This is a genomic window from Microbispora sp. ZYX-F-249 (assembly GCF_039649665.1).
Classification (GTDB): Bacteria; Actinomycetota; Actinomycetes; order Streptosporangiales; family Streptosporangiaceae; genus Microbispora; species Microbispora maris.
The window spans coordinates 73,947-97,668 of record NZ_JBDJAW010000021.1; the positions used below are offsets into that span (position 1 = coordinate 73,947).

At 72.0% G+C, this 23,722-nt stretch carries 23 protein-coding genes; 14 read left to right on the forward strand and 9 right to left on the reverse strand.

Features of this window, described 5'->3' with window-relative positions:
- Positions 1 to 888: a carbohydrate ABC transporter permease gene (locus AAH991_RS24070; RefSeq protein ID WP_346228159.1), complete on the reverse strand. Its 888-nt coding sequence runs from the start codon at positions 886 to 888 to the stop codon at positions 1 to 3.
- Entirely contained in the window at positions 885 to 1,934 is a 1,050-nt protein-coding gene (locus AAH991_RS24075; protein ID WP_346228160.1) for a LacI family DNA-binding transcriptional regulator, read from the reverse strand. Before AAH991_RS24075 ends, AAH991_RS24070 begins: the two co-directional genes overlap by 4 nt.
- Positions 1,935 to 2,147: 213 nt before the next feature.
- On the opposite strand from AAH991_RS24075, the gene AAH991_RS24080 reads away from it, so the two are divergent.
- On the forward strand, positions 2,148 to 3,023 hold the full coding sequence (locus tag AAH991_RS24080) for a sirohydrochlorin chelatase (protein WP_346228161.1): 876 nt from the start codon (positions 2,148 to 2,150) through the stop codon (positions 3,021 to 3,023).
- 14 nt (positions 3,024 to 3,037) lie between these two features.
- Here AAH991_RS24080 and AAH991_RS24085 read toward each other — a convergent pair whose 3' ends face one another.
- The 4 genes from AAH991_RS24085 to AAH991_RS24100 form a co-directional block, all read right to left on the reverse strand.
- Positions 3,038 to 3,745: a GNAT family N-acetyltransferase gene (locus AAH991_RS24085; RefSeq protein ID WP_346228162.1), complete on the reverse strand. Its 708-nt coding sequence runs from the start codon at positions 3,743 to 3,745 to the stop codon at positions 3,038 to 3,040.
- A gap of 76 nt (positions 3,746 to 3,821) precedes the next feature.
- Positions 3,822 to 4,184 (reverse strand): DUF2203 domain-containing protein, encoded by a 363-nt coding sequence (locus tag AAH991_RS24090; protein WP_346228163.1) that lies wholly within the window; start codon positions 4,182 to 4,184, stop codon positions 3,822 to 3,824.
- A gap of 34 nt (positions 4,185 to 4,218) precedes the next feature.
- Positions 4,219 to 4,590, reverse strand: coding sequence for a VOC family protein (locus tag AAH991_RS24095; RefSeq protein ID WP_193203175.1), 372 nt, complete (start codon positions 4,588 to 4,590; stop codon positions 4,219 to 4,221).
- A gap of 10 nt (positions 4,591 to 4,600) precedes the next feature.
- On the reverse strand, positions 4,601 to 5,488 hold the full coding sequence (locus AAH991_RS24100) for a helix-turn-helix transcriptional regulator (RefSeq protein ID WP_346228164.1): 888 nt from the start codon (positions 5,486 to 5,488) through the stop codon (positions 4,601 to 4,603).
- A gap of 102 nt (positions 5,489 to 5,590) precedes the next feature.
- On the opposite strand from AAH991_RS24100, the gene AAH991_RS24105 reads away from it, so the two are divergent.
- A complete protein-coding gene (locus tag AAH991_RS24105) occupies positions 5,591 to 6,985 on the forward strand; it encodes an MFS transporter (protein ID WP_346228165.1) in 1,395 nt (464 codons plus the stop codon).
- A gap of 15 nt (positions 6,986 to 7,000) precedes the next feature.
- Here the strand turns inward: AAH991_RS24105 and gdhA are convergent, their stop codons facing one another.
- The gene (gene gdhA / locus AAH991_RS24110) at positions 7,001 to 8,344 is read right to left on the reverse strand and encodes an NADP-specific glutamate dehydrogenase (RefSeq protein ID WP_346228166.1); all 1,344 of its coding nucleotides are present in this window, start codon (positions 8,342 to 8,344) and stop codon (positions 7,001 to 7,003) included.
- Positions 8,345 to 8,413: 69 nt separating this feature from the next.
- On the reverse strand, positions 8,414 to 9,346 hold the full coding sequence (locus tag AAH991_RS24115; protein ID WP_346228167.1) for a GNAT family N-acetyltransferase: 933 nt from the start codon (positions 9,344 to 9,346) through the stop codon (positions 8,414 to 8,416).
- A 241-nt stretch (positions 9,347 to 9,587) separates the two neighbouring features.
- Between AAH991_RS24115 and AAH991_RS24120 the strand changes: the two genes are divergently transcribed.
- From AAH991_RS24120 to AAH991_RS24160, 9 genes are all read left to right on the forward strand, one after another.
- Positions 9,588 to 9,896 (forward strand): spore germination protein GerW family protein, encoded by a 309-nt coding sequence (locus tag AAH991_RS24120; protein WP_346228168.1) that lies wholly within the window; start codon positions 9,588 to 9,590, stop codon positions 9,894 to 9,896.
- A 174-nt stretch (positions 9,897 to 10,070) separates the two neighbouring features.
- Positions 10,071 to 11,861 (forward strand): PQQ-dependent sugar dehydrogenase, encoded by a 1,791-nt coding sequence (locus AAH991_RS24125; RefSeq protein ID WP_346228169.1) that lies wholly within the window; start codon positions 10,071 to 10,073, stop codon positions 11,859 to 11,861.
- A 248-nt stretch (positions 11,862 to 12,109) separates the two neighbouring features.
- A complete protein-coding gene (locus tag AAH991_RS24130; RefSeq protein ID WP_346228170.1) occupies positions 12,110 to 12,337 on the forward strand; it encodes a hypothetical protein in 228 nt (75 codons plus the stop codon).
- Between the two features lie 562 nt (positions 12,338 to 12,899).
- A complete protein-coding gene (locus AAH991_RS24135) occupies positions 12,900 to 14,477 on the forward strand; it encodes a sensor histidine kinase (protein ID WP_346228171.1) in 1,578 nt (525 codons plus the stop codon).
- A gap of 92 nt (positions 14,478 to 14,569) precedes the next feature.
- Positions 14,570 to 15,004, forward strand: a complete 435-nt coding sequence (locus tag AAH991_RS24140) for a roadblock/LC7 domain-containing protein (RefSeq protein WP_346228172.1) — start codon at positions 14,570 to 14,572, stop codon at positions 15,002 to 15,004.
- Positions 15,001 to 15,357, forward strand: coding sequence for a DUF742 domain-containing protein (locus tag AAH991_RS24145; RefSeq protein ID WP_346228173.1), 357 nt, complete (start codon positions 15,001 to 15,003; stop codon positions 15,355 to 15,357). Before AAH991_RS24140 ends, AAH991_RS24145 begins: the two co-directional genes overlap by 4 nt.
- Before the next feature lie 4 nt (positions 15,358 to 15,361).
- The gene (locus AAH991_RS24150) at positions 15,362 to 15,961 is read left to right on the forward strand and encodes a GTP-binding protein (RefSeq protein ID WP_346228174.1); all 600 of its coding nucleotides are present in this window, start codon (positions 15,362 to 15,364) and stop codon (positions 15,959 to 15,961) included.
- Positions 15,958 to 17,298 carry a cytochrome P450 gene (locus tag AAH991_RS24155; RefSeq protein WP_346228175.1) on the forward strand — a complete coding sequence of 447 codons (1,341 nt, stop codon included), beginning with the start codon at positions 15,958 to 15,960 and terminating at the stop codon, positions 17,296 to 17,298. The genes AAH991_RS24150 and AAH991_RS24155 overlap by 4 nt, the downstream gene beginning before the upstream one ends.
- A gap of 149 nt (positions 17,299 to 17,447) precedes the next feature.
- Positions 17,448 to 18,422 carry an aldo/keto reductase gene (locus AAH991_RS24160; RefSeq protein WP_346228176.1) on the forward strand — a complete coding sequence of 325 codons (975 nt, stop codon included), beginning with the start codon at positions 17,448 to 17,450 and terminating at the stop codon, positions 18,420 to 18,422.
- A gap of 41 nt (positions 18,423 to 18,463) precedes the next feature.
- Here the strand turns inward: AAH991_RS24160 and AAH991_RS24165 are convergent, their stop codons facing one another.
- The gene (locus AAH991_RS24165) at positions 18,464 to 19,762 is read right to left on the reverse strand and encodes a TIGR04013 family B12-binding domain/radical SAM domain-containing protein (RefSeq protein ID WP_346228177.1); all 1,299 of its coding nucleotides are present in this window, start codon (positions 19,760 to 19,762) and stop codon (positions 18,464 to 18,466) included.
- A 187-nt stretch (positions 19,763 to 19,949) separates the two neighbouring features.
- Between AAH991_RS24165 and AAH991_RS24170 the strand changes: the two genes are divergently transcribed.
- From AAH991_RS24170 to polX, 3 genes are read left to right on the forward strand one after another with little or no spacing between them, the layout of a single operon-like run.
- Complete coding sequence (locus AAH991_RS24170) at positions 19,950 to 20,498, forward strand: GNAT family N-acetyltransferase (RefSeq protein ID WP_346228178.1); 549 nt, start codon at positions 19,950 to 19,952, stop codon at positions 20,496 to 20,498.
- 10 nt (positions 20,499 to 20,508) lie between these two features.
- Positions 20,509 to 21,456, forward strand: a complete 948-nt coding sequence (locus tag AAH991_RS24175; RefSeq protein WP_346228179.1) for an alpha/beta hydrolase — start codon at positions 20,509 to 20,511, stop codon at positions 21,454 to 21,456.
- A gap of 5 nt (positions 21,457 to 21,461) precedes the next feature.
- Positions 21,462 to 23,147 (forward strand): DNA polymerase/3'-5' exonuclease PolX, encoded by a 1,686-nt coding sequence (gene polX, locus AAH991_RS24180; protein ID WP_346228180.1) that lies wholly within the window; start codon positions 21,462 to 21,464, stop codon positions 23,145 to 23,147.
- Positions 23,148 to 23,722 lie beyond the last annotated feature (575 nt).

The following is a 23,722-nucleotide window of genomic DNA, read 5'->3' on the forward strand; positions in this document are numbered from 1 at the left end:
TCAGGCCGCCTCCCGCGCCTGCCGCCACAGGTAGAGGCCCAGCACGGCCAGCACGACGATCGTGATCGCCACGCCGAGCGTCGCGGCGTAGCCGAAGAAGCCGTACCGGAACGCCTCCTCGTACGCGAACAGCATGGGCAGCCTCGTCCGCCCGCCCGGCCCGCCCTGGGTGAGCACGTAGACCAGGCTGAACTGGTTGATGTTCCACACGAAGTCGAGTGAGGTGATGGCCACGATCACCGGCCGCAGCTGCGGCAGCGTGACGTTCCAGAAGCGCCGCCAGGCGCCCGCGCCGTCCACGCTGACCGCCTCGTACAGCTCCCTGGGCACGTTCTGCAGACCGGCGAGCAGCACGACCGTGGTCTGCGGCATGCCGGTCCAGACCCCGACCACGATCACGGCGGGCAGCGCGAGGGAGAAGTCGTGCAGCCAGTCGACGCGCGTGCCGAACAGGCCGTTGAGCAGGCCCGCGTCCGGGTGGTACACCAGCCGCCACATCAGGCCGATCACCACCGGCGGCATGGCCCACGGCACGACCGCCAGCACCCGGGCGACGCCGCGCAGGCGCAGGTCCTGGTCGAGCAGCAGCGCGAGCCCCAGCGAGGCGAGGAACTGCAGCACGGTCACCGAAAGGCCCCAGACCAGGCCGATGCGGAACGACTCCCAGAAGTCGCCGTCCGACAGCAGCTCGGCGAAGTTCTCCAGGCCCACGAACGAGGTCTCGGTGTTGCGGCCGGACCGGGCGTCGGTGAAGGCCAGCAGGATGCCGTAGAGCAGCGGGCCCACGCTGAACACCAGCACCGGCACGAGCGCGGGCAGCATCAGCGCCAGCGCGCCCCGGGACCCGCCCCGCGACCCGCCGTACGGCCGCTCGGCGAGCGCGGTCACCGGCCGTCCCCCGCGGCGCCGGGCGGACCGGGGACAGCGGTCGAGCCGCGGACGGTGAGGCTCGGGCGCACGACCGTCACCCTCGGCTCGCGGGGGCCGTTCTGCAGCCGGTCGAGCAGCAGCGTGGCCGCCGCCCTGCCGCGCTCGGCCGAGCCGAGCGAGACGCTGGTCAGCGTCGGCCAGGTCACCGAGGCGAGGTCGGTGTCGTCCATGCCGACCACCGCCACGTCGCCGGGGACGTCCCGGCCGTGCTCGCGCAGCACGTCGAGGGCGCCGAGCGCGATCAGGTCGTTGGCGCACATCAGCGCGTCCAGGCCGGGCGCGCGCGACAGCAGCGCCCGCGCGGCGCGGGCGCCGCTGTCGCGGTAGAAGTCGCCCACCTCGACCAGGTCCTCGTCGTACGGCAGGCCCAGCGCCTCCAGGGCCTCCCGGTAGGCGGCGGCGCGGGCGGCGCCGGGAACGGTGTCGAGCGGACCGTTGAGGAAGCCGATGCGCCGCCTGCCGATGGCGTGCAGGTGGTCGAGCGCGAGCCGGACGCCGGTCCTCGAGTCGGTCCGCACGTTGTCGACCGGCGCGCCCTCCGGCATGCCTTCCGGTAACGCGCCGATGACGACGACGGGGGCGCGCGCGGCGACGATCGCCCGCACGTGCTCCTCGGTCACGCCCCGCAGCGGGCTGATGATGAGGCCGTCCACGTAGCGCTCGCGCAGCCCGCGCAGCACGCCGAGCTCGTCCTCGGCGTCGCCGTCGGTGGAGTGGATGAGGAGCCGGTAGCCGGCCTCCTTCAGCACCGGCTGGATCTCGCGCACCATCGCCACGTAGACCGGGTTGCCGATGTCGGCCATCGCGAAGGCGACCTGGTCGGTGCGGCGGTTGCGGAGCGAGCGGGCGACCGAGTTGGGCACGTAGCCGAGCTCGTCTGCCGCGCGCATGACGCGCCGCACGGTGTCCTCACGCGTCGGAAGCCCGTTGAGCACCCGTGACACCGAGGCGATCGACACACCGGCGCGTTGCGCGATCGTGGTGATCGTGGGACCCTCGGTCACCGGCCACCTCACTTGGAAGAGAGTGTCCTGTAATCGTTTACCAGCCAGTAACGTGAGCCATCGGTAAACGTTTACGGCCGGATGAGTCCATATCAAACCCGCCCCCACGGGGAGCGTCAAGTAACGAAGGTGTAAACCGCCTAGATCACCAAGACGCAACAAGCCGCGCGTTGGTTCTGCTCTTCGGCCAGATTCGCCCTAGAATCCGCCGATGTGAACGAAGGTCACGAGGACCCCCCGAAGCTCCCCATCAGGGAGCGCTCTCCTCGGCTCGGGACCGGCCGCCACCGCCGGCCGCTCCCCGCCGACCTGCCGCCCGACGCGCCCGCCCTGGTCCTCGCGGTGCCGGGCAGGGCCGGGGACCCGGTGGGCCCGAACGGGGACGTGGCCATGGAGGTCGCCTCCGTCGTCAGGATCGACAACCCGCAGATCGACCTTCGCATCGTCTCGCTGGCGGACGGCGGCGCCGACCTCACCAAGGAATTCGCCTCCATCGCCGCGCAGCGGCCCGCGGACGGACCTGCCGCGGTCGTCGTCCCGCTCGTCACCGGGCCCCATCCGCGCGTGCTGCGCGCCGTCCGGGAGGCCGTGACGCAGAGCGAGGCCGCGGTGAAGATCACCGATCCGCTCGGCCCGCACCCGCTGCTGGCCGAGGCCCTGCACGTGCGCCTGGCCGAGGCGGGCCTGGCCCGCGCCGACCGGATGCGCCTGTTCAACGTCTCCTCCCCCGTCGACGGCATCATCGTCGCGACCGCCGGGGGCGACGAGGCCGCCCGCGGGGCCGACGCGACCGCCGTCCTGCTGGCCGCCCGCCTGACGCTCCCGGTCGTCCCCGCCGCGCTGGACGGCCAGCCGAGCGTGCGCGACGCCGCCGAGCGCCTGCGCAACATCGGCGCCAACCGGCTGGCCATGGTGCCGTACGTCATCGGGCCCGAGGCCGACCGTGACCGGATCACGACGGCCGCCGAGTCGATCGGCGCCGGGTGCGCCGAGCCGCTCGGCGCGCACGAGTCCGTGGCCCGCATGGTGTGCGTCCGGTACGGCGCCGCCTTCGGCGAGATCGAGGGCTTCGACGACCTGTCCGACTGACCGGCCGCCGCCGGTCAGCGCTCCACGAGCAGGCTGATCTGCGCGCCGGACTCCCGGAACCCGAGGGCCCCGGCGACCCGCCGCGACGGCTCCGTGCGCGCTCTCCACTGCGGCAGCAGGCCGTCGGCCAGCGCGCCGGCCACCGCCGCCGAGGCCACCACGCGGGCCAGGCCACGACCGCGGCACCGCGCGGCCGTCAGGACGGACAGCTGCGCCGCCGTGTCCAGCCACGGGCGGTACCCCGCGGCGGCGACCACGTCCCTGCCATCGCGGACCACCCAGATCGCCGAGGTGATCTCCTCCACGCCGCTCTCCTCGGCGTCCTGTCCGCCCGCCGAGGCCACCAGGCCGCCGACGTCCGGGTGGCCCGGCGGCAGACGTTCGGCCCGGATGCCGGCGCGGGCAGGGGTGAAGTCAGCGGAGTCGAGGTACGCGAGCGTCGCCGGACCCAGCACGCCGCCGACGGGAAGCAGGGCCGGAAGCAGGGAAAGATCCATACGGCCGGCGAGCAGGGCGGCGCGCGACGGCTCGGCCAGAGCGGCGTCGGGCACGGTGACCAGGGCGGCGCCGTCCAACGTCACGACGCCCGTCCATCCCGGCGGGCACAGCATCGAATCGGGTGAGACGACCACGGCCACGCCGCCGGGCCCGGGAAACACGACGGGGACACGGGCCAGCTCCGCCCACAACCGGCGGGCCCGCTCCAGCGAATTCCACGACACACCTTCCTGATCCCCGCAGCGGCGGAACCCCCACCGGAGCAGGCGGCGGCAGCCGCGACCCAAGGCACGCGCGAGCTCAGGGCAGCGGGCGGCGGCCGGGGAAGCCGAGGTCGCTGCGGTGATACCAGCCCAGGGCGGTCTCCCCCTCCAGCCAGCACAGCCGTACGGACACCTCGCCGAGCACGGCGGGGAAGTCGACGAGCAGCGGGGCCACGCCCTTGATCTCGATGTCCTCGGCGTCGAACCAGCTCAGGATCTCGTCCATCCGCGCCTCCAGGCCCTTGGCCTCCGGCAGTCCGCCGAGCGGTGAGGCGCCCGCCTGCCGCAGGTCGTGGGTGAGCTCGGCCAGGTCGGCGCGTACGGCGACGAACGCGCGGGCGTGCTCCAGCACCGCCGGCATCAGCGACCTGGCCTCGTCGACCGTGAAGATCCTCGCCACCCTCCGGACGCTACCGCATCGGTCCCCGCGAGGCTCACAGGCGGCGGCGCAGCAGGCAGAACTCGTTGCCCTCCGGGTCGGCCAGCACGTGCCAGTCCTCCTCACCGGTCTGGCCCACGTCGGCCGGCACGGCGCCGAGCTTCAGCAGGCGCTCCAGCTCGGCCTCCTGGTCGCGGTCGGTGGGGTTGACGTCGATGTGCAGGCGCAGCTTGCCCCGCTTGGGCTCCGGCACCGGCTCGAAGATGAGCGTCGGCTGGAGACCGCCGAAACCGATGCCGGGCGGGCCGATCTCCACCCAGCCGTCCTTGCGCTCGATCACCTCGAAACCCAGCACCTCGCACCAGAAGGCGGCGAGCCGCTCGGGGTCGTGGCAATCGACGACGAGTTCACTGATGCGACAGGCCATGACCGCGCCGTTACCCGCGGACGGGGTCGCCATGCATCGAGCAGTGGGCGGCCTCCGGATGGGCCAGCAGCCATTCGATGCGCTGCCTGCTCTCGTCGTCCATGGGCGTGTAGACGACGACGCGGGTCTCCGGGGGCGCCGCCAGCGCCATGCTGGTGGACGTCAGGCGGATCAGGCCCACCGACGAGTGCTTGAACAGCTTCATCCGCACGCCCGGCCTGGCCACCTCGTGCATCGCCCACATCCGCGCGAACTCCGGGCTGGCCGCCGACAGCCGGGTGACGAAGCCCGTCCACGCCGGCTCTCCCACGTGCCTGCCGAAGGCCGCCCGCAGCGTCGCCACCATCTGCGGGAGTTCCTCGTCCTTGTTCACCAGCGGGCAGCAGCAGTCCGGCATGGTGAACACCCGCCACAGGACGTTGCGCTCGAGCCGCGGCCGGCCGACCACGGACCCGAAGATCGTGCCGTACGCGGCGTTCCAGGCGAGCAGGTCGTAACGCCCGCTGTAGACGCACGCGGGCAGCGGGTCGAGCTGGCGCAGGATCGTGTGCACCTCGGCGTCGAGGCCCTCCCCGTCGCCCGCCGGATCGGCGACCTCCGGCAGGTCGGCCAGCCGGTAGAGGTGCTCCCGCTCGGCCGCGTCCAGCCGCAGCGTGCGGGCGATCGCGTCCAGCACCTGCACCGACGCGTTGATGGGGCGGCCCTGCTCCAGCCAGGTGTACCAGGTCACGCCCACCCCGGCGAGCTGGGCGACCTCCTCCCGCCGCAGCCCCGGCGTACGGCGGCGCAACCCGGGCGGCAGCCCGACGTCCTCGGGCCGGATCCGCTCGCGCCTGCTGCGCAGGAAGGCCGCGAGCTCCTCACGCCTGGTGTGCCTGGTGCGGGTCCCCGTCGTCACCTCTCCATCCTGGCGAGTGCGCGGACGCGTTGCCAGGTGGTGTCGCTACCAGTATCCGCAGGCTCTCGGCACCGGTATCACCGCGGCCGCATCGTTGCCGCCATGACCACTGTCACCACCCGCGCGCCGGCCGCGCGGCGGACCTCGCCGGCTCTGCTGCTCACCGTCATCCTGGCGGGGCAGTTCATGGCCGTCCTCGACGCCACCATCGTCAACGTCGCCGCGCCCACGATGCGCGCCGACCTCGGGGCCACCGGCTCCGGGCTGCAACTCGTCGTCTCCGGCTACACGGTGGCGTACGCGATACTGCTGATCACCGGGGCACGCCTCGGAGGGCTGCTCGGCTACCGGCGGCTGTTCCTCACCGGGCTCGTGGTGTTCACGGCCGCGTCGCTGATGTGCGGGCTCGCCCCCTCGATCGGCGTGCTGATCGCCTTCCGGCTGGTGCAGGGCGCGGGAGCCGCCCTGATGGTGCCGCAGGTGCTCAGCCTGATCCAGGTCACCTTCGACGGCGCCGCCCGGGGACGCGCGCTCGGCGTCTACGCCACGGTCATCTCTGTCGGCGCGGTCGTCGGGCAGGTGCTCGGCGGGCTGCTGGTGACCGCCGACCTGTTCGGCACGGCCTGGCGGCCGGTCTTCCTGGTCAACGTGCCGGTCGGGCTCGCGCTGCTGGCCGCCGCCCGCATGCTGCCCGCCGCCCACGTGCGGCGCGAGCAGCGGCTCGACGTGCCCGGCCTGGTGACGCTGTCGCTGTCGGTCTGCCTGCTGGTCGTGCCGCTCGTGCTCGGCCACGAGGAGGACTGGCCGCTGTGGGGGTGGATCTCCATGGGACTGGCGGTGCTCGCGTTCTGCGCGTTCCTGCTCGTGGAGCGGCGGGCGGCGCATCCGCTCGTCCCCGGCCGCCTGCTGCGCGCCCCCGGGGTGGCCGCCGCCGCGTCGGGCGTCTTCCTCGTCATGGCGGCGTACGGCGGCTGGCTGTTCGCCATGGCCCTCCATCTGCAGGGCGGCCTCGGCGACAGCGCCCTGCGGGCGGGCTGCCTGTTCATCCCCGCGGCCGCCGCCTTCGGGCTCACCAGCCTGAACTGGAAGCGGCTGCCGGCCCGCATGCACCGGCCGGTGATCGTCATGTCCGCCGTCGTCACCGCCGCGGGCGAGCTCGCCCTGGCGGCGGCGCTGGCCGGCGGGGGCCACGGCGAGCCGCTGCTGGAGATCGCTTTCGCGGCCATCGGGGCCGGCATGGCGGGCACGTTCAGCCCGCTCATGGCGGTGGCGCTGGCCCGGGTCGCGCCCGCCGACGCGGCCGACGCCAGCGGCCTGCTGGCGACGATGCTCCAGCTCGGCCAGGTGGTCGGCGTGGCCGTCTTCGGCACGCTGTTCCTCGGCCTCGCCCCGTCCGCACACGCCGCCGCGGTGACGTCGCTGTCGCTCGCCGCGGTCTCGCTGGCCGCCGGCGGGTGCGCGCTGCCTCTCCTGCGCACCCGCCGAAGCGGCCGATGAGCGTTACGTGAGCGCTCAGATGAGGCCGAGGGCGAGCATGGCGTCCGCCACCCGCCGGAAGCCGTCGATGTTGGCGCCGGCCACGTAGTCGCCCGGCATGCCGTAGGCGTCGGCGGTCTCCAGGCAGCGGTCGTGGATGTCGGTCATGATCTCCTGGAGCCGCCGCTCGGAGAACTCGAACGTCCACGAGTCGCGGCTGGCGTTCTGCTGCATCTCCAGGGCGCTGGTGGCCACGCCGCCCGCGTTGGCGGCCTTGCCGGGGCCGAATGCCACCCCGGCCTCCCGGAACACCCGGATGCCCTCGGGCATGGTCGGCATGTTGGCGCCCTCGCCGACGGCGACGCAGCCGCCCCGCACCAGCGCCTCGGCGTCCTTGCCGGTGATCTCGTTCTGCGTCGCCGACGGCAGCGCCACCTCGCAGGGCACCTCCCACACGCTGCGCCCGGCGACGTACGCCGCCTCGCCGCCCCGGCGCTCCGCGTAGGCGCTGAGGCGGCGCCGCTCGACCTCCTTGACCTGCTTGAGGAGGTCGAGGTCGATGCCCTTCTCGTCCACCACGTAGCCGGAGGAGTCGGAGCAGGCCACGACGACGCCGCCCAGCTCGTTCACCTTCTCGATGGCGTAGATGGCGACGTTGCCCGAGCCCGAGACGACCGTCCGCTTGCCCTCGAACGACGTGCCCCGCGCCTTGAGCATCTCCTGCACGAAGAACGCGCAGCCGTAGCCGGTGGCCTCGGTGCGGACCTGGGCGCCGCCGTAGGCCAGCCCCTTGCCGGTGATCACGCCGGACTCGTACCGGTTCGTGATGCGCTTGTACTGACCGAACAGGTAGCCGATCTCCCGGCCCCCGACGCCGATGTCCCCCGCGGGCACGTCGGTGTTCTCGCCGATGTGCCGGTACAGCTCGGTCATGAAGCTCTGGCAGAAGCGCATGACCTCCCGATCGGAGCGGCCCTTCGGGTCGAAGTCCGCGCCGCCCTTGCCCGCGCCTATCGGCAGGCCGGTCAGGCTGTTCTTGAAGATCTGCTCCACGGCCAGGAACTTGATGATGCCGAGGTAGACCGAGGGGTGGAAACGCAGCCCGCCCTTGTACGGCCCGAGCGCGCTGTTGAACTCGACCCGGAAACCACGGTTGATGTGCACCTCGCCCTGGTCGTCCTCCCAGGGCACCCGGAAGATGATCTGCCGTTCCGGCTCGAAGATCCGCTCGATGATCTTCTGCTCCGCGTACTCGGGGTGCTTGCCGAGGACGGGGCCGATGCTCTCCAGCACCTCGCGTACGGCCTGGTGGAACTCCGTCTCACCCGCATTGCGGCGCAGGACGTTGTCGTAGACCGCCTCGAGCCTCTCGTGCAGCATCAACTCTCCTTGCTGTCTGTTTTCTCCCTATCTCACAGTAGAGGCATCCGGGTTGTGAGCAACGCAGTCTCAAGATCCGGGACGGACGAGGGCCCGCCAGACGTCGATCACGAGTACGGAGCGCATGCCGACCGACCGGTACAGGCCGAGCGCCGGAGTCGTGTTGTTGCCGTCCACGTGCAGGATCGTGCCCACTCGCCCGCGCCGCTCGTCGGCCTCGAAGGCCCGCGTGAGCAGCAGCCGGCCGAGGCCGCGCCCGCGGAAGGCGGGCCGCACCGCGAGCGTGCGGACGTAGCCGCAGTTCTCGTCGGGCACGAAGTGGTTCGTGCCGAGCAGCATGGCCGCGGGCTCGCCGTGGACGCGGGCCAGCAGGAGCTGCGTCCAGTCGTTCGCGCTGGACGCCTCCATCTCCTCGGCCCACTCCTCGAACGTCCTGGGCACGAACCCGAAGTGCTCGGCGAAACCCTCCTGCTGGACGGCGTGCGCCGCGCGCAGCACCTCCTCGCCGTCGGGCGAGCCCGCCTCGACCGTGACCCCGGGCAGGAAGACGGGCCGTACGCCGGCGTGGTCGGTACGCATGCGATGGAAGCTGGTGGCGGGCGCGAAGCCGCGTTCCTTGGCGGCCTCGCGCATGGCCGAGTCCTGCTCGTAGACGCTGACGTCCACCACCGCGTGGTCGTGCCCGGCCTCGCGGGCGAGGTCGCCGGCGCGGCCGAGCACCAGGTCCCACAGCAGCGCGGCCGCGCCGGGCTCCCGCGCCTGCACGTCGATGTCCACGTTGTCGCTGTCGCCCTTGCGCCTGGCGTAGCCCCAGCCGAGGAGCCGCCCGCCCGAGCGGACCACCCAGCTGTCGTGCTCCAGGTCCAGCTCGCCGAGGGTGTCGGCGACGTCGTCGAGCGTCCAGTCGGGCTTGCCGGTCACTTCGATGTCGTGCTCGGCGACCAGCTCGTGAATCGCCGCCGCGTCGGCGGCCGCCGGCCGCCGGAGGTCGTAGTCGTTCATGGCACTGTTTGTACGCATCACGACTTGTGGGCGGCTTGCCGAGGAGTTGGCGGCACCTCCGCGCGTGCTGCAAGTGGCCGGGAAGCGGCTCTCAGCGGGGGACGAGGGTGGCGGGTTCGACCAGCACCCGGGCGGCCCCGCCGAGCACGCCGAGACAGGCGATGAGGGGATGGCACGCGTCCCCGGCCGTGGTGGAGGCTCGGTTGAGCGCACTTCGCGCAGATCCTGAAGAATCGGCCGCATGGAACAACTGCTCAGGAAGCTGACCGGCCAGCGTGTCTTCGGCGAGCCGTACGAGAAGGACGGCGTGACGTTCATCCCCGTGGCGGCGGTGCGCGCGGGGGGCGGCTTCGGCCGCAGCCCGGAGAAGGGCGGCGAGGCCCGCGGAGGAGGCGGCGGCGTCGTCAACAGGCCGGTCGGGATGTTCGTCCTCAAGGACGGCGACGTGCACTGGCGACCGGCCTTGGACCTCAACCGGGTCATCCTGGGCGGCCAGATCCTCGCGGGCCTCGCCCTTGTCGTGTACGCCGTGACCCGCCACGTTCGCTGACCGCCGCCGGCGGCCGATCGGCGGCGGGGCCGTGAAAGTTTCCCGCGCCGGACGCGGCCGGCGGGCGTACGCGCAGGTCGGCGAGCGAACGCCGGCCGGTCGATTGCCCCGGGCACGGCGGGCGTTTTCGATGTTGGTGAGCCGGTAGCCACCGTCCCGCCCCGGGAGCATGTGATGCGCACGCGATTGTCCGAGGCACTGTCCGTCGTCCTCTGCGCCGTGATCGCCGCCGTGGCGCTCGTCGTGACCCGGCCCGGCGCCGCGGGCGCGGTGACCGGCGGGTTCGACTTCACCCGAGTGCAGGTCGTCACGACGGGCCTGCGGGTGCCCTGGGGAATGGCCTTCCTCCCCGACGGCAGCGCCCTCGTCTCCGAACGCGACACCGCGACCATCGCCCAGGTGCGTCCCGGGTCCGCGCCCGTACGGGTGGCCACCGTCCCCAACGTCACGCCGGGGGGCGAGGGGGGCCTGCTCGGCATCGCGCTGTCTCCCACGTTCACGCAGGATCAGCTGGTCTACGCCTACATCAGCACCGCCTCCGACAACCGGGTGATCCGATTCCGGCTCGGCTACCCGCAGACCCAGCAGGTGATCCTCTCCGGCATCCCCCGGGGCCAGTCCCGCAACGGCGGGCGCATCGCGTTCGGCCCCGACGGCATGCTGTACGTCGCCACGGGCGACGCCGGCTACCCCTCCCTCGCCCAGAGCTCGCCTCTCGGCGGCAAGATCCTGCGCATCACCCGCGACGGCGCGGTCCCCGTAACCAATCCGTTCACCGGCTCGCCGGTCTACAGCTACGGCCACAGCAACGTCCAGGGGCTCGCCTGGGACGAGGGCGGCCGGCTGTACGCCACGGAGTTCGGCCAGAACTCCACAGACGAGATCAACTACATCCAGGCGGGCCGCAACTACGGCTGGCCCGCCTGCGAGGGCATGTGCGGGAGCCCGGGCGTCGCCAACCCCCTGGTGACCTGGAGCTCGGCCGAGGCGTCGCCCAGCGGCCTGGCGTACGCCAACGGCACGCTCTTCGCCGCGGCCCTCCGCGGCAAGCGCCTGTGGACGGTGCCGGTCGTCGGCGGCAACAGGACGGGCGCTCCCGTGGCCGAGCTGCAGGAAAGGCTGGGCCGGCTGCGCACCGTGGCGGTCGGCCCGGACGGCTGGCTCTGGGTGGCGACGAGCAACCGCGACGGCAGAGGAACGGTGGGCTCCGGCGACGACCTCATCGTCCGGATCCCGCCCATCGGGCCGTCCGGTCCGGGGGGCTCGCCGTCGGCCGGCCCGTCGCCCTCGTCGCCGGGCGGCTCCGGACCCGGCGGCTCCGGACCGTGCCCCTCCCCGTCGTCCGACCCTTCACCGTCTCCGTCCCCCAGCCCCTCACCGTCCCCCAGCCCCTCACCGTCCCCCAGCCCCTCGGCGTCACCGAGCCCGTCGGCCTCCCCCAGCGCCTCCCCATCGTCCGACCCTTCGCCGTCTCCGTCGCCCAGCCCCTCACCGTCGCCCAGCCCTGCACCCTCCCCCAGCGCATCGCCGTGCCCCTCTCCAACGCCCAGCCCCTCACCGTCCCCGTCCCCGTCCCCTTCGCCGTCCCCGTCACCCAGCCCCTCGCCATCCCCCAGCCCTTCACCGTCACTGAGCCCGTCACCGTCGCCCAGCCCGTCCTTCGTGGTCACGCGCTCCTGCGAGGCGACGATCCGGTTCCACCTCTCGGTGGCGGCGGCCCCCTGGGGCGAACTGACGGTGCGCAACACGGGAACGGTGCCCATCACCTCGTGGACGGTCACCTTCAAGGTCCCCAACGGTCTGCACTACGTGCAGTGGAACGGCTCCAACCCCCCGGGCTCCACGGTGACCATCACCCAGAACGGCCTGCTGTCGCCGGGCGCCTCGGTGACGGTGACGTTCGCGATCGGCTGGTCCGGCAGCGCCGTGGAGACGCCGGCGCCCATCACCTGCACGGCCAGATGACGCCCTGCCCGGGTCGGCGTGGCCCGGCGGACAGCGTCCGCGTGGCCGTGCCGGCCTCGCCGCGGAGGCCGAACGGTGTGGTGCGGGTGACCCCGCGTCCCCGTGGGCCGATCGTCTGGCGGCGTCCGGTCAGATCCACTCTCCTCCGGGCCCGGGTGACTGTCCGATACGTCGCGTCCGGCAGCGATTTTCCCGATACTCGAAGATGAGCCGAACGACTGCGAGCACGACGACGAACGGAGAGCACCGTGTCGGAGGAACCGGAGATCGGGCAGTGGCCGGAGATCGTGCGCGAGCCCGCACCCGACGTGCACGAGTACAGAGTCGATCGGGTCAGGGACGTGACCCGCCAGGGAAAGATCGTACTGTCGTCAGGTGTCAAGGGCGCCGACACCGCCTTCCGGCAGCTCTTTCCCACGACGTACGACCTGGTGCTCGACCACCCCGAGGCCAAGGAGACCGCCGAGGACAAGTAGGCGAGCAGTCCCGGCCGGTGCCTGGCGGCGCCGCCTGAGCGTCTCCGCCCGCGATGCCGCTTCGTGGCAGAAGTCCGGGCGGAGCCGCGCACACCGCGACCCGGCCGCCACGAGCGCTCCCGCATGCGCCCGCATCCCGCGTCCGGGTTGTCAGGTCCGCTCGGGGAGTCCGGCCGCGAGGGGCCCCGCTGTGCGGCGTCCCTTTTCCTCCGGCGTCCATCCGGAATTCGTGATTCCCGGAGCCAGAATTCAGGGGAGGATCGTCACCATAAATCCACAGATGTCCTAAAAGTGAGTTTCCGTCAATGGATGTGTTGACTCGTGGTTGATTGAAGCTGAAACACATGGTTCGAGGGTGACTGTCTGTTCGCAATCGTGGACGTGGTGCTACGGTATGTGCCTGTTCACGCTCTGCTGTGAGACGGCACCGCATGGCGTCCCGTCTTACAGGGAGAACAGCAGGTTCGACGCGGCCTTGTCATGCTCTGCCGCCACCCCGAGGACGCTGATGTCAGTAGATATATCCCACCGGGCACGGAGAAGGCTTTCACCGAGGGAACTGGTGGTCCTCGCCTCTCTCGGCACCATGATCGTCACGGCCTGCGCGTGGTTGTGGGCGGTGTCCGCCGCCCCTTACGAGGCCAGACAGCTGATCGCGCTCGTCGGCGGAGTCTCGGCCGTGCTCCTGTCCGGCGCCGTCGCGGCCGTGGTCCACTACTCCGGCACCGGTCGCCGGCTGCGTGAGCAGGCCGAGTGGGCCGGCGCACGGTTCACCTGGCTGGAGCGGGAAACCCTGCGAATGGCCGAGGAGTCGCTGCCCTCGCTGGGACGTCAGGTGCGGGACGGCGCCTCGGTCGCCGACGCGCTCTCCCAGATACCGCAGCCGCCGGACGGCCCGCTGCGGCACCTGCTCGAAGCGGCCGGGCACGAACTCGAACTGCTCGAGCGCGAGCGCGCCGCCGCCCAGGTGTCCCGTGACGCGGCCGAGGGCGAGATCTCCCGGCTGATCGACGACACGCTGCCCGAGCTGTTCCGGCGCATCCAGACGGACCGGATGTCGGTGAGCGCCGCACTGGCCGAGATACGCCAGCCGGAACAGGGCCCGCTACGCGACCTGCTGCGCGAGACGGCGCGGCAGCTCTCCGAGAGCGAGCGCAGGGGCACCGCCGTGATGGCGGCGTGCGCCGGCGCCGCGGCCCGGGTGCAGGCACAGGCCACCAGTCTGCTCGCCCGGCTGCGCGAACTGGAGGAGCGGTACGGCGAGCATGAGGAGGTGTTCGCCGACCTGCTGGACCTGGACCACCGCGTCTCCCAGATGAGCCGGCTGGCGGACAACATCGCGCTGCTGAGCGGCGGCCGCTCCGGACGGCGATGGACCCGGCCGATCGTCATGGAGAGCATCCTGCGCGGCGCGATGGGCCGCATCAGCGCCTACCGGCGCATCCGGCTGCACTCCACCAGCACCGTCGCCGTCGCGGGGTACGCGGCCGAGGGCGTGATGCATGCGCTGGCCGAGGTGATGGACAACGCCGCCACGTTCTCGGCGCACGGCACCGAGGTCCACGTATACGTGGACGAGGAGGACGCCGGCGTCGTGATCACGATCGAGGACAGCGGCCTGGGGATGCGCCCGCGCGAGCGGCAGCACGCCACCAGGCTCGTGTCCGAGCCGCTCGACCTGCGGACGCTGTCCGGTACCCGGCTGGGCCTGGCGGTCGTGGGACGCCTGGTCGACAAGTACGGCCTGACGGTCAGCTTCCGGTCGTCCGCCCGCGGCGGCACGGGGGTCGTGCTGCTGATCCCGCGCCTGCTGATCACGCAGCCCCTGTCGGCCACCGTGCCGCCCGACGCCGAGGCGCCGGTCCGCCACCCCGTGCAGGCCGCCGTGCGGGCACCGGCCGTACCCGCGCAGGAGGGTCCGGCCGACGAGTCCGAAGATCTGCTGCCCAGGCGGCGCCGGGGGCAGACGCTGGCCGAGGCGACCAGGGCGCGGCAGGCATCGCCGGCCAAGCCCGCGCGCGAGGGGCCTGACTCGGCTGCGAGGTTCGCCGCGTTCCGCCAGGCCGGCGGCCGTGGGCGTACTTCCTCTTCAGCCCCTCCCCCGGCCCCGGCCCCCGCCCCGGCCCCGGGCGACTCTTGACACGCGTCCGCCGATCACCGGACATTCTTGGACTCACAGATGAGGAGGCAGGGGGCGTCCCTCCCGCGACGAAGGGGCACCCCGTCGTTTCTATGAGCACAACCGACGCTTCGCACACCACCGATCGTGACTTCGACTGGCTACTGGAGAACCTCAAGGAGAAGACCCCGGGGATCAGGCATGTGCTGGTGCTGACCAGGGACGGCCTGAAGATGTCCTTCACCGCCGGCCTCGGCCGGGACGGGGCCGACCAGCTCTCCGCTCTGGCCGCCGGGATCCAGAGCCTCTCGCTGAGCGCCTCCGCCGAGTTCGGGGACGGCATCGGAGCGGGGCAGGCGATGGTGGAGTTCGCCGGCGGACTGCTGCTCATCGTGCCGGCCGGGGACGGCGCCCACCTGGCCGTGGTGGCCGAGGAGGACGGCGAGGTCGGGCTCATCGCGCACAACATGAATGAACTGGTGGAGCAGATCGGGGTGTACCTCACTGCGGCGCCGCGGCAGACGAACAACAGCGACGACCGCGGATGACACGGCGAGCCATCGACCAAGAAGACCCTGACCGGCTCTACACCGTCACCGGTGGGCGTACCAGCGCCGATGAGAAGACCTTCGACTCCGTCTCCCTCATCGTCAGCGAGTGCGCCCCCACCCCCGGCATGCAGTCCGAGCACATCAAGATCCTGCGGATGGCCCAGCGGCCGACGGCGGTGGTGGAGATCTCGGCGGAACTGCGACTGCCGGTCAGCGTGGTGAAGATCCTGCTGTGCGACCTGCTGGACACCGGTCGCATCACCGTCCGTCATCCGTCGATCGCCGCACACGCCGGACGACCGGATCCCGAAATCCTGAGGCAGGTGCTCGTTGCCCTCCACAACCTCTGACCAGATGGCGGCCACCACGCGGACGCCGCTACGCACGACCGCCGAGGACGCCCTGAAAATCGTGATCGTCGGCGGGTTCGGGGCGGGAAAGACGACCATGGTCGGTTCGGTGAGCGAGATCCGCCCGCTGAGCACCGAGGAGGTCATGACCCAGGCGAGCGTGGGCATCGACGACGCCAGCCGGGTACGGACCAAGTCGACCACCACGGTGGCCTTCGACTTCGGCCGGATCACGTTGAACGCGAGCAAGGTGCTCTACCTGTTCGGCGCACCCGGTCAGCAGCGGTTCTGGTACGTGTGGGACCAGTTGTTCGCCGGCAGCCTGGGCGCGGTCGTCCTGGTGGACACCCGCCGCCTGGAGGATTCCTGGTACTCCATCGACCGGCTGGAGCACCACCAGACCCCGTTCGTCGTCGCGGTCAACCGCTTCACCGACGGACCCACCCTGGATTCGGTGCGCGAGGCGCTGGCACTGTCGCCCGAGGTCCCGCTCGTCGACTGCGACGCGAGAGAGCGGTCCTCGTCCAAGCACGTGCTGATCACGCTCATCGAGCACCTCACCCGCACCCACGACCAGTTGCCCGCCCGAGAGAGCATGCCGTGACGAACTCCCCTCCCCTGCCCGACCCCACCGACCCGTCCGCCGCCTCGCCCGGACCGCAGCATGCCGAGCGGAGACGGGAGCCGCTGGAGGGATACGCCGACCACGCCGATGCCGTACGACTGCACGCGTCACTGATCGGCGACGACCCGACCGCGCTGTTCCAGGAGATGCGCCGCGAGCACGGTCCTGTCGTCCCCGTTCTCCTTGACGGCATGCCCGTCTGGTACGTGATCGGTTATCGCGAGCTGCACCATGTCACCAGCCAGCCGCAGTTGTTCAGCCGCGACCCCAGGCGCTGGAACCTGCAGGACCACCTCCCCCCTGACTGGCCCGCGCGCCCGTACGTGACATGGCAGCCGTCCGTGATGTTCACCGAGGGGGCCGAGCACCAGCGGCGGGTCGGCGCCATCAGCGACGCGCTGGACAGCGTCGACCGCACCGAACTCGCCCTGATCTGCGAGCAGATCGCCGACCGCGCGATCGACGAGTTCTCCGGGGACGGCCAGACCGACCTGATCTCCCAGTACGCCGACCGGATCCCGGCCCAGGTCATCACCCGGCTGTTCGGGCTGGCGGAGACCGATCTGCCGGAACTGGTCGAGGACGTCAACCACGTGCTGAGCGGGGGCGAGGAGGCCCTCTCGGCGCTCCCCCGGATGCTGGACAAGGTGAGCCGGCTCATCGCCGACAAGCGCGCGCTGCCGGGCCACGACCTCACCTCGCACATGCTGGCACACCACGCGCGGCTCACCGACGAGGAGTTCATCCAGGACCTGATCATGACGTTGATCTCCTCCCATGACAACTGCTCCAACTGGATCGGCAGCACCCTGCGGCTGATGCTGATGGACGACCACTTCTCGATGAGCCTGCAGGGCGGTCGCAGCAGCGTCGGCGAGGCGCTGAACGATGTGCTGTGGAAGGACCCGCCCGTGCCGAACATGCCCACACGCTGGGCGGTGCAGAACTGCGAGCTGGCCGGGCGGCGCATCCGCCGGGGCGACATGCTGGTGCTGGGTGTCGCCGCGGCCAACGCCGATCCGCAGGTGCAACCGGCCGCCCATGCCGGCTCCGGCGCCAACCGGGCGCACTTCGCCTTCGGCCACGGCGAGTACGGTTGTCCCTTCCCCGCGCCCGAGCTCGGCGGGATCATCGCCAAGACGTCCGTGGAGGTCCTCCTCGACCGGCTGCCCGACGTCTACCTGGCCGTGAAACCCGACGCGCTGCGCTGGCGCCCTTCGCTGTGGGTGCGCAGCCTGGAGGCCCTGCCCGTACGGTTCAGCCCGACCGTGCCGATTGGTCAGGGCTCGTCGTACACCTGGAACGCCTCCAGGTGAGGTCGGGCCGGAGCGGAGTCCGGCGACCGATGCGTGGCGAAGCACGTTACGGACAGGGAGAGCAGACGCTCGATCAGTCACCGGTCGCGGCCGGCGCAGGGCCACCGCTGCCGCTCCGCCGCGCGCCCGGGGTGAATAGGGTGCTTCACATGGAATATCGACGACTCGGCACCACCGGCATGAAGGTCAGCAGGATCTGCCTGGGCATGATGAGCTACGGCGAGCCGGCCAAGTGGGGCGGCTGGGTTCTGGACGAGGAGCACGCCGAGCCCATCGTGCGCAAGGCGGCCGAGGGCGGCGTCACCTTCTTCGACACCGCCGACGTGTATTCGGGAGGCGTCAGCGAGGAGGTCACCGGACGGCTGCTGCGCGAGATCTTCCCCCGGCGCGACGACTACGTGCTGGCCACCAAGGTCTACTTCCCCATGGGCGAGGGCAGGAACGACTACGGCCTGTCCCGCAAGCACGTCATGTCGGCCATCGACGCCTCCCTGACCCGCCTCGGCACCGACTACGTCGACCTGTACCAGATCCACCGGTGGGACGACGAGACGCCGATCGAGGAGACGATGGAGGCCCTCCACGACATCGTCCGGGCCGGCAAGGCCCGCTACATCGGCGCCTCCAGCATGTGGGCGTGGCAGTTCGCCAAGGCCCAGCACGCCGCGGACAAGAACGGCTGGACCCGCTTCGTCAGCATGCAGGATCACTACAACCTGCTGCACCGCGAGGAGGAGCGGGAGATGATCCCGCAGTGCCTCGACCAGGGCGTGGGGCTCATTCCCTGGAGCCCCCTCGCGCGCGGCCTGCTCGCCCGCGCGGGCAAGCCGGCCGACACGACGCGGCAGGTCGGCGACGGCGCCAGGCAGGAGCAGCTGTACGGCGGGCCCGCCGACGAGGCGATCCTCGATCGGGTGGCGCGGACCGCCACCGAGCGCGGCGTCTCCCCCGCGACCGTCGCACTCGCCTGGCTGCTGGCCAAGCCCGCGGTCGTGGCCCCCATCATCGGCGCCACCAAGGGCCACCACGTGGACGACGCGCTCGCCGCCGTGGACCTCGGGCTCACCGACAAGGAGATCGCCTACCTGGAGGAGCCGTACCAGACCCGGCCGCAGCAGTTCTGACGCCCTGACCGCGCGGGCCACGGCTCGCGCGGGCCGTGGCGTCAGCCGTCGGTCGTACGGCGGCGCCGGGCGCGGCGCGGGTAGGCCTTGGCCGTTTCGGCCAGCCGCGCCGCGTGCTCGGCCTGCTTGCGCCAGTGCCCGTAGGCGTCGCCGCGCTGGGCGAGCCGGTCCAGCTCACGCATCGTGTCCAGCGGGATGAACGCGGGCTCGGCGTCCCGCCACGGCGTGCCGGGCAGCGGCATGAACGTGTGGGTGTGGATGCGCGCCCCGAGGTCGGCGAGGTCGGCGGCGAGCCGCAGGGACGCGTCCTGGTCCTCCGCGGCCTCGCCGGGCAGCCCGAAGATGAAGTCGACGTTCGGGCGGAAGCCGTGCTCCACGGCGATGCGCACCGCGTCGCGCACCGGCTCGCTGCCGTGGCCGCGCCCGGCCGCGGCCAGCACGCGGTCGGAGCCCGACTGCGCCCCGATGATGATGTTGTCGTTGGCCACGTAGCGCTTGAGCAGCCGCATCGCCTCGGGTGTCACATGCTCGGGGCGGATCTCGGAGGGGAAGCTGCCGAAGAACACCCGCCCGTTCGCGGGCAGCTCCTCCTTCACGCCCGCCAGCAGTTCCTCCACGGCGTCCAGCGCCGGCTCCGGCCCCTGCGTGCCGTACGAGAGGGAGGTGGGGGTGATGAAGCGGACGTCGCGCAGTCCGTGGGCGGCCATCCGGCGGACGTGCTCGCGCACGCTGTCCACGCCGCGGTGCCGGAACCTGCCGCCGAACATGAAGGGCGTCTGGCAGAAGCGGCACGTGTAGGCGCAGCCCCGCGTGATCTCGATCGGCCCGAAGTGGCGGCGCCGGTCGGGAAAGGACGGGAAGGCGTCCAGCGGCAGCTGCGGGGCCGGCGGCGTGCGCAGCGCCACGCCGTCGGCGTCGCGCACCGCCAGCCCGGGCACGGTGGTGAGCGGCCGGTCCGCACGCAGCGCCTCGACCAGCGCGACGATCGTCGGCTCGCCCTCGCCGATCGCGGCGAGATCCCAGCCGGCGTCGAGGACCTGCTGCGGCTCGGCGGTGGCGTGCACTCCGCCGGCGATGTGCAGGACCCTGGGGTCGTCGGCGAGGGCGCGCACGGCGGCCAGTTCGGCGGCCATCGCCTCGGCGTCGGGCGAGTAGAACGACCAGAGGACCAGGACCCGCTCCGCGGAGCTGTCCGCGATGTGCGCCGCGGTCTCCCCGGGGGTGGTCCCGAGCCGCAGGTCGCACTCCGCCTTCGCGGTCTCCAGCGCGCCGAGCAGCGCGTTCACGCCGTACGTCACGGCCTTGCGGTAGCGGACCACCACGGACACATCGAGGCTCACCCCTGGCAGGGTAGTGCCACCGCCCGCCTCCCCCGCACCGCGCGGAACCGGCCGGGGATGTCCCGTTCCGCCACTGGCCGCACACAGGCACGTGCGCGGGGGCGGCACAGCGGGGGCGGCACAGCGGGGGCGGGACACCCGCCTTTAATCCGTTGCCCCCGGGGAGGCCGGGCGGAAGGCTGGCCGCATGCTGATCCGACGAGAGAACCCCGGCGACGCCGAGGCCGTCCGCGCGGTGGTCGCCGCCGCCTTCGCCCCTTACCAGGCGACCCGGGACCCCGGCCGGCCGGACGGGCTGCCGGTCGAGGTGACGTTGCTCGACGAGCTGCGCGGCGACCCCGGCTGGCTGCCGGAGCTGTCGCTCGTCGCGCCGGCGCCCGACGGCGGGATCGCGGGTCACGTCGTCTGCACGAGGGCCCACGTGGGGGCCGTGCCCGTGCTCGGCCTCGGCCCGCTGGCCGTGCACCCCGCCCACCAGCGCCGGGGCGTGGGCTCCGCGCTCGTGCACGCCGTGCTCGGCGCGGCCGAGGCGCTCGGCGAGCCCCTGGTCGCGCTGCTCGGCGACCCCGCGTACTACTCGCGCTTCGGCTTCGAGCACTCGCAGGCGTACGGCGTGACGGCCCCGGAGCCGAAGTGGGGGAAGTTCTTCCAGGTCCGGGTTTTCGACCGGCCGGCCCCGCCGCCGCGCGGGCTCTTCGCGTACGCGGAACCCTTCTCCGGGGTTGACGGGGGGTGATCGCTATGAGATGCAGCTCCCCGTGAAGAAGATCCTGACGTGGCTCGTGCCCGTCGTCATGGTGACCGGCTGCCAGGGCGCCGCCGGGTCCGCGGCGTCGCCGCCCGCCCGGTCCCCGGCCACGGCTTCGGCCGAGATCGTCTCGCGGGAGGCCGTGGACGGCCGGACGGACAAACTCGTCATCGATTCCCCGGCCACGGGCGGGCTGCGCTCCGTGTGGGTGCTGAAGCCCGCAGGCTGGACACCGGGGTCCACCGGCTGGCGCGTGCTCTACCTCCTGCACGGCTGCTGCGCCGGCGGCGCCTGGGACTGGCTCAGGACGGGCGAGACGGCCCGGCTGACCGCCCGCCTCGACGCCGTCGTCATCGTCCCCGAGGGCGGTTCGATGGGCTGGTACGCCGACTGGCGCGACGGCCCCGGCTGGGAGACGTTCCACATGACCGAGGTGCCCCGCCTGGTCGAGCCGCGGTACGGCGCCGGCACGCGCCGCGCGGTGGCCGGGTTCTCCATGGGCGGGCTCGGCGCGTTCGTCTACGCCGCCCGGCATCCGGGCGTGTTCGAGGCCGCGGCGTCGTTCTCCGGGGTGCTCGACATTCGCGACGACGTCCGTGGATATCGGAGGTTCATGGCGGACAACGGCGTGGACACCAAGGACCTGTGGGGCGACCCGAGCGCCTGGGCGGAGCACAACCCCGCCGACCTCGCCGGGCGGCTGAAGGGCGTGCGCCTCTACGCGTCCTCGGGCGACGGCGAGCCCGGCCCGCTGGACCCGGGCCGCCAGGGCGGCGCGACGAGCGATCGCACCGAAGCCGCGATCATGCGGCAGAACCTGAACTTCGCCAGGGCAGCGGAGAAGGCCGGGGTGAAGGTGACGACGGATTTCTACGGAAACGGCACGCACACCTGGCCGTACTGGATGCGTTCGTTCGAACGAGCGCTGCCGCTTCTTCTACCCTGAGACACATGGGACGGGCCAATGACGAGGCGGCCGCCGCGCTGCAGGAGTATGCCGAGCTCTTCGCACTGAACGGCGGGGACGCCTTCCGCGTGCGCAGCTACCAGAGGGCGGCCAAGTCCATCGCGGGGTTTCCCGAGGATCTCACCAGGGAGACTCTGCGGTCGATCCCCGGCGTGGGCGAGGCCATCGCCAAGAAGATCGAGGAGTTCCTCGAGCGCGGCAGCTTCCGCCAGCTCGACGACCTGCGCGGCCGGGTGCCCGAGGGGGTGCGCGCGCTGACCCGGATCCCCTCGCTCGGCCCGAAGAAGGCGCTGTTCCTGTTCCAGGAGCTCGGCATCGACTCCCCCGCCGCGCTGGCCGAGGCGATCCGGGCCGGCCGCCTGAACGGCCTGCGCGGCTTCGGCGCCAAGACGGAGGAGAACCTGCTCAAAGGCATCGAGCACATGGAGCGCTCGGGCGACCGGGTCCACCTCGGCATCGCCACCGATCTGGCCGAGCGGGTCATCGCCTCGTTGCCCGCCGACCGGATCGCCTTCGCCGGGTCACTGCGCCGGATGAGCGAGACGATCGGCGACATCGACATCCTCGCCGTCGGCGACCCCGCCCTGATGGAGCTGTTCGCGCGGCAGCCGTACGTCACCGAAGTGATCGCGAAGGGCGAGCGGAAGACCTCGGTCAGGACCGATCGCGGCCTCCAGGTCGACCTGCGGCTGATCCCCGCCGAGTCGTGGGGCGCCGCGATGGTCTACTTCACCGGCAGCAAGGAGCACAACGTCCGCATCCGGGAGATGGCGGTCAAGAAAGGCTGGAAGCTGTCGGAGTACGGCCTGTTCGACGGCGACCGCCTCATCGCCTCGGAGACCGAGGAGGAGATCTACCAGGCGCTCGGCATGCGGTGGGTGCCTCCCGCGCTGCGCGAGGACGGCGGCGAGGTGGATGCCGCGCTGCGGGGCGAACTGCCGCGCCTGGTCGAGCTGCACGACCTGCGGGGCGACCTGCACACGCACACCGACCTGACCGACGGGATCGCCTCGCTGGAGGACATGGCCGCCGCCGCCGCGATGCGCGGCTACTCCTACTACGCGGTGACCGATCACGCGCCCGACCTGGTCATGCAGCGGATGACCCTCGACAAGGCCCTCGCGCAGCGCGCCCGCATCGCCGAGCTGCAGAAGAGCTACCCGGACATGCGGCTGCTGCACGGCAGCGAGCTGAACATCGCCCCGGACGGCTCGGTCGACTGGCCGGCCGAGGTGCTGGCCGGGTTCGACGTCTGCGTCGCGTCGGTGCACTCCCACTTCACCCAGTCGCGGGAGGAGATGACCCGCCGCTTCATCGCGGCGTGCGAGAACCCGCACGTCCACGTCATCGGTCACCCCACGACCCGGAAGATCGGCAAGCGGCCGCCGGTGGACGCGGACTGGGAGGCGGTGTTCCGCGCCGCCGCCAGGACCGGCACGATCATGGAGATCGACTCCTACCCCGACCGCGCCGACCTGCCCTCCGACCTCGTACGGCTCGCGCGCCACCACGGCGTGAAGTTCTCGATCGACAGCGACTCCCACGCCATCCCCCACCTGGCCCACCAGAGGTTCGGCGTGGGCATCGCGCAGCGGGCCTGGCTCACCCCGGACGACGTGGTCAACACCTGGCCCCTCGACCGCCTGCTGGCCCACCTGGGCAGGGCCTGACCGCGCCCCGCCGCCTCCCGATATCCGCGGGTGCCGAAGTAGTGGATCTCGGATGGTTCCCGTGTCCACTGTGGTTCGCTCGTCGGAGGAGGAGCCCGGCTGTGTCCCAGCGGCATCGCCATGAGTACGCCGCAGACCTTCCTCATGGCCTCCCGGCCAGCTTTCGTATACCGACCGGGAAAATCCCCGCCGCAACGGTAGGAAGCGGGGAAGCACCGCGCCCGACCCCTATCCGCCAGGTTCGAGTCGGTGTCACAGGTGAAGGACGTAAAACGCCGGTTCCTCGCGTACTCCTCTTCGTCTCGCTTGCCGGACCCGCCTCATCTGGCAGTACTGAAACGTCTCGGCGTTGTCAGGGCCGCTCCCGCCCTTCCCGGTGTCACCCGGGGCAGGCTGCCCTCAGTTCCCATCACCTGCTGCGACAGGCGAAAGGCGGTGGTCTCTCACCTCCGCTCGAACCCACAGCGCCTCACGGCGCAAACCGATTACGGGACAGAGCCGACCCGGGTCGCCGCCATCACCCGCGGCTTCAGGCGCTCCCGGCACCGACCCGCGGGCCGTGGAACCCCGCCCAT